Origin of the sequence: Bacillus sp. MM2020_4 (genome assembly GCF_011250555.1) — a bacterium.
Lineage (GTDB): Bacteria > Bacillota > Bacilli > Bacillales > Cytobacillaceae > Neobacillus.
In genome coordinates, this window is sequence record NZ_JAANMZ010000049.1 from 21,456 (window position 1) to 33,157 (window position 11,702).

The 11,702-nt window shown below is 38.2% G+C and carries 13 protein-coding genes; 9 read left to right on the forward strand and 4 right to left on the reverse strand.

All coding sequences use genetic code 11. The features are described from left to right. The first annotated feature begins 35 nt into the window (after positions 1-35). From G6554_RS21360 to G6554_RS21370, 3 genes are all read left to right on the forward strand, one after another. A complete protein-coding gene (locus G6554_RS21360) occupies positions 36-1,493 on the forward strand; it encodes a 4-hydroxyphenylacetate 3-hydroxylase family protein (RefSeq protein ID WP_166245628.1) in 1,458 nt (485 codons plus the stop codon). A 111-nt stretch (positions 1,494-1,604) separates the two neighbouring features. Next, positions 1,605-2,450 (forward strand): 3-hydroxyacyl-CoA dehydrogenase NAD-binding domain-containing protein, encoded by an 846-nt coding sequence (locus G6554_RS21365; RefSeq protein ID WP_207343085.1) that lies wholly within the window; start codon positions 1,605-1,607, stop codon positions 2,448-2,450. Between the two features lie 97 nt (positions 2,451-2,547). After that, complete coding sequence (locus G6554_RS21370) at positions 2,548-3,726, forward strand: thiolase family protein (RefSeq protein ID WP_166245632.1); 1,179 nt, start codon at positions 2,548-2,550, stop codon at positions 3,724-3,726. A 235-nt stretch (positions 3,727-3,961) separates the two neighbouring features. Here G6554_RS21370 and G6554_RS21375 read toward each other — a convergent pair whose 3' ends face one another. Next, on the reverse strand, positions 3,962-4,165 hold the full coding sequence (locus G6554_RS21375; RefSeq protein ID WP_166245634.1) for a spore germination protein GerPB: 204 nt from the start codon (positions 4,163-4,165) through the stop codon (positions 3,962-3,964). A gap of 435 nt (positions 4,166-4,600) precedes the next feature. Here G6554_RS21375 and G6554_RS21380 point away from each other — a divergent pair, with 435 nt between their 5' ends. After that, positions 4,601-4,900: a hypothetical protein gene (locus tag G6554_RS21380; RefSeq protein ID WP_166245636.1), complete on the forward strand. Its 300-nt coding sequence runs from the start codon at positions 4,601-4,603 to the stop codon at positions 4,898-4,900. 247 nt (positions 4,901-5,147) lie between these two features. Here the strand turns inward: G6554_RS21380 and G6554_RS21385 are convergent, their stop codons facing one another. From G6554_RS21385 to G6554_RS21395, 3 genes are all read right to left on the reverse strand, one after another. Beyond that, complete coding sequence (locus G6554_RS21385; protein ID WP_166245638.1) at positions 5,148-5,540, reverse strand: rhodanese-like domain-containing protein; 393 nt, start codon at positions 5,538-5,540, stop codon at positions 5,148-5,150. Positions 5,541-5,559: 19 nt separating this feature from the next. Further along, the gene (locus G6554_RS21390; protein WP_166245640.1) at positions 5,560-5,979 is read right to left on the reverse strand and encodes a MarR family winged helix-turn-helix transcriptional regulator; all 420 of its coding nucleotides are present in this window, start codon (positions 5,977-5,979) and stop codon (positions 5,560-5,562) included. 344 nt (positions 5,980-6,323) lie between these two features. Further along, complete coding sequence (locus G6554_RS21395) at positions 6,324-6,896, reverse strand: hydrolase (RefSeq protein ID WP_166245642.1); 573 nt, start codon at positions 6,894-6,896, stop codon at positions 6,324-6,326. A gap of 125 nt (positions 6,897-7,021) precedes the next feature. On the opposite strand from G6554_RS21395, the gene G6554_RS21400 reads away from it, so the two are divergent. From G6554_RS21400 to G6554_RS21420, 5 genes are all read left to right on the forward strand, one after another. Further along, positions 7,022-7,909, forward strand: coding sequence for a TetR/AcrR family transcriptional regulator (locus G6554_RS21400; protein WP_166245644.1), 888 nt, complete (start codon positions 7,022-7,024; stop codon positions 7,907-7,909). Between the two features lie 151 nt (positions 7,910-8,060). After that, positions 8,061-8,510 carry a GNAT family N-acetyltransferase gene (locus tag G6554_RS21405; protein ID WP_166245646.1) on the forward strand — a complete coding sequence of 150 codons (450 nt, stop codon included), beginning with the start codon at positions 8,061-8,063 and terminating at the stop codon, positions 8,508-8,510. Positions 8,511-8,763: 253 nt separating this feature from the next. Next, complete coding sequence (locus G6554_RS25800) at positions 8,764-8,850, forward strand: SHOCT domain-containing protein (protein WP_166245652.1); 87 nt, start codon at positions 8,764-8,766, stop codon at positions 8,848-8,850. 304 nt (positions 8,851-9,154) lie between these two features. Continuing rightward, positions 9,155-10,027: a YitT family protein gene (locus tag G6554_RS21415; protein ID WP_166245648.1), complete on the forward strand. Its 873-nt coding sequence runs from the start codon at positions 9,155-9,157 to the stop codon at positions 10,025-10,027. 309 nt (positions 10,028-10,336) lie between these two features. Then, on the forward strand, positions 10,337-11,557 hold the full coding sequence (locus G6554_RS21420; protein ID WP_207343136.1) for an aminopeptidase: 1,221 nt from the start codon (positions 10,337-10,339) through the stop codon (positions 11,555-11,557). Positions 11,558-11,702 lie beyond the last annotated feature (145 nt).

Genomic DNA, 11,702 nt, shown 5'->3' on the forward strand with positions numbered 1-11,702 from the left:
TGGGTCTTTAATTGGAGAAGAGGAGGAAAATATATATGATGACACAAGAAGAATATATTGAAAGTCTCCGCAAACAAAAGAAGGAAGTTTATTTCATGGGAGAAAGGGTTGAAAATGTCGTCGATCATCCGGCGATGAGACCGCATATTAATGCAGCATCTGTCACTTATAAATTGGGGACAGAAGAAGAATACGAAGAACTTGGCAGTGCTACCTCCCATCTGACCGGAAAGAAAATAAACCGCTGGACCCATATTCCGCAGAATCAAGAAGATCTTGTTAAAAAAGCGATGATGCTACGGGTGGCGGGACAAATAACAGGGACCTGCTTTCAACGATGTGTGGGAATGGACGGCTTGATCACTCTTTATTCAACCACATGGGAGATGGACCGCGATCTTGGGACGAATTATCATGAACGATTTAAACGATTTTTAATTGATACGCAAAATAATGACTATATGACAGATGGAGCGATGACTGATCCAAAAGGTGACCGGTCGAAAAAACCGTCCGAACAACAAGACCCTGATCAGTATGTCAGGGTGGTAGAAGAAAGAGAAGACGGGATTGTGGTTCGCGGTGCAAAGATGCACCAGACCGGTGCCGTTAATTCACATCAAATTTTAGTGATGCCGGGTGCGGCGATGACGCCAAACGATGCAGATTACGCCATATCGTTTGCCGTTCCAGCCGATGAAAAAGGGCTTGTCTATGTTTTTGGACGGCAGGTGAATGACAGCCGGAAATGGGAAGGAAAAATTGATCAAGGAAATGCCAAATATGGTGTGGTTGGCGGAGAAGCACTGATTATTTTTGAAGATGTCTTTGTGCCTTGGGAACGTGTTTTTATGTATAAAGAAACCAAGTATACCGGAAAACTGGTTGACCGCTTCGCTTCCTACCATCGTCAAAACTATGGTGCCTGCAAGGCCGGAAATCTTGATGTGTTGATTGGAGCGACAGCTTCTCTTGCGGACATGCATGGAATCTCAAAAGCTAGTCATGTGAAGGAAAAGCTTTCAGAAATGGCCCACTTAGTTGAAACCATGTATAGTGGAGCCCTTGCCTGTTCCTTTAATTGTTCTACATCTGGATGTGGGACGGCTTTTGTTGATCCGGTACTGGCAAATACTTCTAAACTCAACACTGCCCGTTATTATCCGGAAGTAACTAAGATTTCACAGGATTTAGCAGGTGGGTTTGTTGCCACATTACCATCTGAAAAAGAATTAGATAACCCACGGATCGCCCCTTATATTCATAAATACTATCGTACCGGTGAAAATGTAGATCCTATTCAAAGAATTAAAATGGGACGTCTGATTGAAAATATGACAGGCTCGACACCAATTATCGAATGTATGCATGGTGCTGGATCACCGCAGGCACAAAAAGTCGTCATTCAAAGATCCATTAATTGGGGAGAAAAGATTAAATTTGCTTCGGAAATTGTCAAGGATACAGAGGCACCCAATGAAGTAACAAGTTAATTTACATCGAACCATACATTTATTTGCGCCCGAGTAGATGCCCATTTGCAGCTGCTCGGCTTCATTTTATGTAGCTTCTTTTACATAGTATGAGACAAAAAACGGGAGGAAATGATCATGTCGAAGGTTCTCGTTATCGGAACAGGAACAATGGGGGCAGGAATCGCACAAGTTATTGCACACCATAACCATGAGGTCACATTGTTCGATCAATCCAAAGAACAGCTTGAAAAGGGAATGGGCGGTATTGAAAAGCAGCTTAATACTTTAGTAGAAAAAGGAAAAATAGATTCACAACAAAAAGAAACCACTTTATCGCACCTAGAACCAACCTCTACCTTACCACACGTTTGTTTTGATCTCATCATCGAAGCTGTACCCGAAAAGAAGGAGATTAAAAGTGCCGTATTTAAACAAATGGATACAATCAGTGATGAAAAAACGATTTTAGCTACAAATACCTCATCGATTAGTATAAGTGAAATATCGTCGTATATTGAAAAACGAGATCAAGTGATAGGACTGCATTTTTTTAATCCACCCACCATGATGAAACTAGTAGAAGTGATCCGTGGCCAACGGACAGATGAGAAGATTGTTACGAGAAGTAAAGAGTTTATCCATTCAATTGGAAAAGTACCGATTGAAGTAAATGAAGCTCCTGGCTTCGTAGTAAACCGTATGTTAGTTCCTATGATCAATGAAGCTGTCTTTCTATTGATGGAAGGAGTTGCCTCGGCTGAAGAAATTGATCAATCCATGAAATTAGGTGCAAGCCATCCGATTGGTCCACTAGCCTTAGCCGATTTAATCGGTTTAGATGTGTGCTTACAGGTGATGGATGTATTATACGATGAGTTTTCAGATAGTAAATACCGCCCAGCTCCATTATTGCGAAAGATGGTTCGGAGTAGCTATTTGGGTAGAAAAACCAAAAGGGGGTTTTATTCCTATTAATGAATAAAATCTGGCCCGTAAAGGCTTGGGGATTACTGAAAAATGGAATTAGGTAAGGGATGACAATCCTATTTTAAATAAGAAAGGATGAATGAAAATGAAAGAGATCTATATTTTAGAAGGAGCAAGGACACCGTTCGGTTCATTTGGAGGATCGTTAAAAGATGTGAGGGCGACAGAACTCGGGGTAACCGCAAGTAAAGAAGCGATCAAACGAAGTGGTATTGAAGCAAACCATATTGACTTCTCTGTTGTAGGAAACGTGATCCACACTGCCCGTAATGCTTCCTATCTAAGCAGGCATATTGCGTTAAAATCAGGACTTCCCATTACCAGCCCTTCCTTAACGGTTAATCGTTTGTGCGGCTCAGGCTTGCAAGCAGTCATATCTGCTGCCCAGTCTATCTTATTAGGGGAGGGTGAAGCAGGTTTAGCTTGTGGAACTGAAAATATGAGTCAGTCCCCATATGTCATGTATGGCAGCCGCTTCGGAACAGGCATAAAGAGTCCGCAATTAGATGATATGTTGTGGGCGACGCTCACGGATGAGTATAGTGGAATTGGTATGGGGGTTACAGCTGAAAATATTGCAAAGAAATATAAAATATCACGTGAAGAACAAGATGAATTTGCGTTACAAAGTCAACAAAGGGCATCTTCTGCGAGAAAAAGGGGGGTATTTCAAAAGGAAATCGTACCAGTTGAAGTAAAGAATAAAAAGGGAAATATATTGATCACAGATGATGAGCATATTCGGGAAAATACTAGTATCGAAGCTTTAAGAAAATTAAAACCCGCATTTGAAAAGGAAGGAACGGTTACCTCTGGGAATGCCAGTGGAATTAATGATGGGGCTGCATCACTTGTTGTTGCTAGTGACTCCTTTATTTCCAAGCATGGTAAAACACCGCTGGCCCGTATTGTTTCCTGGGCCATCGCAGGGGTTGAACCAACATTAATGGGGATCGGTCCCATTCCGGCTATCCAAAAACTCTTAAAAAAGGAAAATCTAACGATACAAGATATTGATTTGTTGGAAGTAAATGAAGCTTTTGCTTCACAGTATTTATCTGTTGAGAGGGAACTGGGATTAAACCGGGAAAAGACGAATGTTCACGGCGGGGCGATCGCTCTTGGACACCCTGTTGGAGCAAGCGGGGCGAGGATTCTATATTCACTTATCCTAGAATTAAAGAGAAGAAACGGGCGGTTCGGAATTGCTTCTCTCTGTATTGGGGGAGGCCAAGGAATTGCAATATTAGTTGAAGCATGTTAATTTTTCTCCTTATTAGGTTAGTAAATTAAATTCGTGATAAGGGCATCCACCATTATTAAAAATGGTGGATTATTCCCTATTGATCAGAACAAATTCAATACGTTTAAGTCCTTCGATTTAATCCTAACAAAGTGGTCCCCTTGGTCTTCATTCGTATATGATACAGAAGAACAAAGGATTCAAATTGCGACATGAGAATGGAAAATAAATGAATGCAAGTGCAGGATGGAAATTTTTACTTTTGACGTACTGGTGCTTGAAGTGGGACGGCAGGAGCTGAAAGAGATCCTAATGTAGTGCCAATTGTCGTATAGCCAGCAATGTGAGAGGTACGTTGAATGGTCCCTGCCCCAGTACCAATTTGTAAAACTCCAGCATTAGCAATTATGCCGATTTTTAAAAAATTTATATCGAATGTTTGTTTCAGATGTTTATCCATTTCATTCACCTCTTATTATTATATGTCAAATATTTAGGGTCAATTCTGATTTTAAAGATAGTTTAGGCAAAAAAGGATTGGTAACCTGAAAACATTATAAATGGCATTTTATATATCACCCTATGCTTATCATACTAACGGATAGTGTAGTTCAAGGAAAATTCACAGTATGTAAGATACTGGGATCTCCTATATGATATGATTTAGAAAAAAGGGGTGGGGATTTTTATGATGGGAGTAATGGGTTTTGGGTCATTCCTATTTACAATCGCAATGCCTTTGGTAATGGTTTTTCTTGTAATATGGACGTATATGATAAAAAGAAATAGTGACATCCTAGTCGAACAAAACAATAGGATTATTAAATTGTTGGAGAAAATGGTAAAGTAAAAGAGAAACTCCGTTAGAGGATTGTCTTTTGGAAGGCAGGTAAAAATGAGGATTATGTTAGAGTTAATTCGAATTATTTTTATATTTATTTTTCTTGGTGGCTTGGTGGGGGCAATTATTGGAAATATTTATACCAGCAATGAAGTAACAGAGAGATATTCCTGGCTTAGTTCAATAGCGATATTATTATTACTTTTTGTTTTATATAGGAATAAACTACAATTCTTCGGTTGGTATAAAGGAAAGGGTAGAGAAAAACTTCCAAAGCCTTTTTCATTAATGCTAATTTGTCTTTCCCTTTTGCTACTCATTACACCATTTATTTTAGGCTTGATAGTAAGCTAAACCAACGATTAGGTACAAGAGTTAAAGATATGTATCGCTACGCAATCTTCTTCTTGTTGAGCTAAGTAGGCGGTTTTTCTGAAGAAGGTTTTTTAGTTGTGATTTCTTTTGACTATAGTAAAAAGGAGATTGAAACATTCTAATCTCCTTTTTCATTAATCATTTTTTCTGCTATTAGGTTAAAATCTCTCTCACTGATCTCTAAATGACCCAATCGAAAGAAAAACTCCAGTATTTTGCGCTAGAGTCAGCACCCACAACTATCAGACAGGGTAACATCTTGAGAAGAATCTGAAACAGGAAAGTTCATCTCTTTCCAAGCCGCAATTCCCCCAGTCAACTCTTTTACTTTATATCCACGTTCTAATAAAAACGTTGCTACTTTGGCAGCAGTGTTACACCAGACATCCCAACAGTAAACAATAATTTCCTTATCTTTCGGAATTTCATGTAAACGAACGGGCAGCTCTTGTTGGGGAATGATCGCAGCATCCTTAATTGTTAAACTTCTGACCTGTTTAGGGCCGTTTCTTACATCAATCAAAAAGTATTTTTCTGGATCAACTTGTGTCAATTTCAAATAATCCATAGGGCTAATCGTTGCTTCTAAACGTGCATTAAAATAATCAAGAGCATTCATAAATATGTTACCTCCCGTTTTATAGTGTAGTCCAAATTTTAATAAGGAACTCCTTCAACAATTGTTTTTCATGATCGCTTAAAGGGGCTATTACTTCTAATTCTATATCGATTAGAAAATCCCAACGTGATTCTAATACTTCATTCCCTTTTGAAGTAATCAATAGGCTATAGGACCTTCTGTCATTAGGATTCCTTGTCCTCTCTACAAATCCTAATGATTCTAAGTGATCGATATGGCTTACCATTGTTGTCCGATCAATTTGTAGGTTTTCAGATATATCTTTTTGTGATGAATAAGGGTTTCCATTTATAAATAAAAGCACCCCGTATTGTCTAGCGTTAATATCATATGGTGCAAGACCCTCAGCAAACTGAGTTTCCATTTTCTGGAGAACTTTTCCAAGCAAAAAACCATAAGATTGATTCCATTTTTGCAAAATTAATATTCACCTCCGTATATAATCATCTTAACATATAATCAGTATAACTGATTAATTTTCAAAATACAAGTAGATATGTGCGTATTTCTGACATAAAAGACGTGTAAGAAAAGGACAAGTTTGTGAAAAAGTATTGTGGGCGTAGAGTTAAAGATGGAGGTCGCTGTGGGCGTTTTTTTTCTTGTTAAACGATGAAGCCGGTTTGTTGAATAAAAAAGAAAATACTATGCAGTAAAGGTTCCCATAATCAGGGAGAAAAGGTGTACTTAAAACTTAGAACTTTTAAATAAAAAAAGGACCCCAGGAACCAAGTGGTAAATCCGAGGCCACATCTGAACAAGTCATGCTTCCGCAAGGGCAGAGAGGATTTCCTGCGTTGTGCGAGTTCGCCCAATGCGTGGGAAAATATTATTTTTCACGTGATCGTGCTCCGCTTCGGAAAACCCGGTCATTGCATCGATAGCAAAAATCTGCTGATACCCGTGCATAAACGCCTCCCGAGCGGTCGTATCCACACCAATCCCGGTAGCAATGCCGCATAAGACGATAGTGTCGATTCCGCGGCGGCGCAGTTGCAGATCAAGCTCCGTTCCGTAAAAAGCTCCCCATTGTTTCTTGGTGATGACGTGATCCGTATCGGCTACTTTCAATTCCGGGACAATTTGATCCCATTCTTCCGGCAAATATAGTGGTGGGGACGGTGAATCCAGCTTCGGCTTCGGGATATCCTTCATATCTTTGCTCGATACTCGGATTAGTGCAACCATCGAGCCGTGCTCACGGAAGGCATCTGCCAAGGCGGCTGCATTAGAAACAACCTGCTCAGCAGAATAAGGAGCATATTTGCTACCTAGCCATTTTTGCAAATCAATGACAACCAACGCTGTTTTTTGCAAATTCAACAATTTTTCCATTTTCCTATTTCTCCTCGTTGTCTATATTTGACCTTGAGTTATAAATAATAAGCACAGGGTCATTGACTTTATGTTTAATATTTTGTACTCTAATTCATAAATAGTCAAGTGAGGGGATTTTGTTTATGAGTGTGACCAAGGAAGAAGTTATAAAATCGGCGACGAAGCTTTTTAAAGAACGGGGTTTTCTTTCAACAACCATACAGGATATTGCTGAGGATTGTGGCATAGCCAAGGGATCAGTTTATAAATTTTTCCCTTCTAAGGAAGACTTATTCAGCGAGGTGTTTAATCAATGCCTTAATGTCTATTTTGATCAAGTCGATGAGGTGGCACGCCTTCCAGAACTCACTTCAAAAGAGAAGTTTCTGCAACAGATCATTCAGCGTTTTCGTTATTTTATAGAGTACAAGCATATTCTTGTCGAATTTACGGAGCTCCCCATACAACAGGATCCCAAGTTCCAACCGTTAAGACACCAGTTTAGGGGGCGGCTCATCCGATGGCATAGAGACTGCTTGCTGGAAATGTACGGTGAAGAAATCTATCCGTATCTATGGGATATGGTTTCCATCTATCGTGCGATTTTGAAGGAGTATCTATTTTGGCTTGTTTATGAGGAAAAATCGTTATCGCTCGAGGAAACGGCAAATTTCATTTTGGACAAACTCAATGTGCTCTCGAAGCATATGAGGGATTCCAATCGAAAGCCTCTTCTGAAACAGGCTTCTTTTGATAGGTATTTAAGCTGGGGGTTCGAGGACCGCCAAATAGACAAGGAACAAATCCTTACTGAGCTGTTTCTGAAGATGGATTTGGTCCTTGAGACTCTTCCGTCCAGTGCCAAATATCGTTCGGAGCTAAAAGAAATTTGCCGTTTTATCCAGATGGAGGTTAGAAAGGCGGAACCAAATCACCCTTTGCTACAAGCATCGCTATACTATTTGGAAAGGGAAAAGGAGTTTAAAAGTTTGGTCGTCCAGTTGAGGAATATTGTTCATTCGGGATTTTAGGTTTTTCCCACTTTTCGGTCTACCTAATGGGGCAATACCAACCGTTTTGAAGGAATACGAATGTCCTGAAAGTAGAGGATTATTATGTATTTGTTTCTATCTATTCTTCTATGTGCACTAAATCAGTAAAAAATCTTAAGGAGGTTTTGTGGTGAATCAAACTAAATTCATACTAACTCAGTATAATCCGATGTATACTGAACAGACAGTGAAAATGTGGCGAGATAGTAAGGAACGAGCTATTGGTCAGAAAGAAATTCATAGCTTTGAAAATCATCAATACTTTTTAAATAATATATTACCCAAACAATATCAAATAGATTTAGCCTTAATGGATGACAAAGTTGTTGGAATGATCGCCTATAATGATAGGGAGATAAACCAACTTTACATTCATATTGATTATCAAGGAATCGGTATTGGTCAAACATTACTTGACAAGGTAAAAGAACATTCAAGCGGGGGATTAACATTATATACATTTGAAGTAAATGAAACCGCACAACGATTTTATGAAAAGAATGGATTTAAAATCATTGATAGAGGGCACGAAAATGAAGAAAATTTACCTGATATTAAATATGAATGGATATCTAAATAAATAATACGAAAAAGGATAAGTTTGTGTTAGCTGTTAGAATTATTTATCTCCATTATGTTTTACAGTAGTTAGAGAAGATTAAATATTATAATTTATGCAGTATAAAAAAACTAAATAGTAGCAAAATAGTGTCGAACAAGTAAAGATATCCTCTTATTTTATAAATGAATGGATGCTATAACTAATGTTTTCTACTTTGTCTTAGCAAGAAAGTAATCCACAGCCATCTGCCAATACTTCTCCCTCTGAAGAGATTTTAAAATTTAAAGAACTTTTAGATTCTGGAATCATTACCGAAGAAGAATTCGAAGCTAAAAAAAAGCAGCTTCTTGGACTATAAGTGTTTCAACCTCCTTACTTTTCGGACAATACTCTTTAAAAAATATGGAGGTTTCATTAATGTATTCTGATTTAAAAACAACCATGTAAAGAATAGCACTTAAACTCTATTGAGCTTTACTTTAAAATCAGGTTGCCGCGGCAACCTTTTTCTTATTGCACGAAACCAGCTTATTACTTAAACAAACGGGGCTCCGGATGGGATCGCTGAGAACGATCTCGTTTTTTTCTGCCTAAACAACCTTAAAAGTTCAAGGAGATTTATGGTATGCTTAAATACAAAAGTATAGGAAAAGAGGAAATTTATGAGTGCAACCCAGAAGCAAAGAACCATTAAATTTAGAATGATTTTACGAGGAATATTAGTTATTCTTGGGGGGGTTATAGCAGCATATGGGCTGGAAACAGTATTAATCCCAAATAACGTATCGGATGGAGGAGTAACCGGTATAAGCATTGTTGTTTCTGAATTATTTGGGCTGCCATTAGGAGCCCTAATTGCTATTATAAATATCCCATTTATTTGGTTAGGCTATAAACAAATTGGAAAAACTTTCGCCATTTTTTCGATAATTGGTATTGTTTCACTTTCAGTTGGTACAATGGTATTTCACCATACACCGGCAATTATTCAAGGGGATACATTATTAATAACCGTTGTTGGAGGTATTATCCTTGGTTTTGGAATGGGATTAGCCTTGCGTAATGGTGGAGCGTTAGATGGAATTGATATGCTTGCCGTCCTTTTATCGAGAAAATTGCCTTTTGGTACAAGCGATTTTATTCTTTTCTTGAACGTATTTGTATTTATGATCGTTTCAAGCGTATTCGGTTTACAAGGAGCCATTCTCTCAGCAATTGCTTATTTTATTGCATCTAAAGTAATTCACATTGTAGAAGAAGGTTTAAGTGGTTCTAAAACCTTTAAGATTATCACAACCAGTCCTGAATTAATGGTAAAGACTATTCGTGATCGCCTAGGAAGAAGTGCAACGTTTAATGAGGTTTATGGTGGGTATTCTCACGAAAGGTTTATTGAAATTACCTGTGTCATTAATCGCTTAGAAGAAACGAAACTAAAAGAAATTATTAGCGAAATAGACCCAAAATCTTTTGTTACAGTATATGATATGGCCGAAGTGAAGGGTGGCAATTTCAGAAAGAATAATATTCATTAGAAGTTTTGTGAACTATTACACTAGAAACTATAGTGGGCAAGAGTTAAAGATAGGGATCGCTGCGGCGATCCTTTACTTATAGTTGATGTACAAAAAGCTATACATTCAAGGTGAGTTTCTACAATCCGAGTAAACGCATTTTCCTGTTGAAAAAATAGAGCAGGATAGGTAAAGAAGGAAATTAAGCCAAAAATGTGGAATAAATATAAACGTAAATAATCCCCACAAGGTGGTTTTTTATGAATAAGAGTATAAAATACAATCTTCAACAGTACTCATGATAAATTAACAATGAATGGAGCGATATTTTTGAAAACGTTTGAGGAAAAATTAAAAAGCTATGCAGAATTGGTTGTAAAAGTGGGATTAAACGTTCAACCGAACCAAGTCCTTTATGTAAGAGCTAGTGTGGATACGATTCCATTTGCTAGAGCTGTTACTCACGAGGCGTACAATGCTGGTGCAAAAAATGTGTATGTGGACTATATTGATCCTGAAATTACACTCTCACGGTATTTGAGAGCATCAGACGATGTGTTCACAGAGTTTCCCGAATGGGAGCGAACTCAACGCGAGAAGTTGATTGATAAGGATGCGGCATTTTTATTTATCGTTTCCGAGGATCCGGATTTATTATCAAAAGTTGATCCAAATCGAATTGCGAATTACCAAAAAGTAAGTGGTGAAGCCATGGTGAAATGGCGAGAACAACAAGATGATGTAAGCTGGGTCATCTGCGCTGCTCCAAGTCAAGCCTGGGCAGATAAAGTTTTTACAGGCGAAACAAATAGCCTAGACAAACTTTGGGATGCCATCTTCAGTTCAGTGCGTGTAGGGGAAAGTGAACCTGTAATGGCATGGAAAGATCATATTGGAAACTTGCTCCAAAAAGCCACTTATTTAAATGAAAAGAAATATAAGAAGTTACATTACAAAGCGGAAGGCACAGATCTATCGATTGAGCTTCATCCTCAACATCTTTGGAGAAGTGGTGGAACCGAAAATCGACATGGTGTTCCATTTGTTGCAAATATGCCAACTGAGGAAGTCTTCACTTCGCCATTACGTTCAGGTGTGAACGGTGTCGTTTCGAGTAAAAAACCACTTAGTTATGCGGGTAATTTAATTGATGAGTTCAAATTAACTTTTGAGAATGGTAGAATTGTGGATGTTACAGCTAAGAAGGGTGAAGAAGTATTAAAGAACCTGGTACAAACAGATGAAGGCTCCCATTATCTTGGTGAAATCGCCCTGGTGCCACATGACTCACCTATTTCTAACACAAACCTCCTTTTCCTAAATACATTATTTGATGAAAATGCTGCAAACCATTTAGCATTAGGGTTCGGTTTCCCTAACTGTATTGAAGATGGAGAGAAAATGACGAAAGAGCAACTTAAGGAAGTAGAACTAAATTCGAGTATAACTCATGTTGATTTCATGATTGGTTGTGCGGAGATGGAGATTGATGGTGAATTACCTGATGGTACACGTGAGCCAATTTTCCGTAAAGGAAATTGGGCTTTCTAATTGATTTTGTAGAAGAAGGAATTTTTTGTTAAAATGGGCTTTTCCGGCAAAACGGGAAAGTCTATTTTGTTTTTTATGGACTCTACTAATCTTTACAGGAACTTTAACACTACATACTTCAAACTAAGTATCTACTGTAATAAAA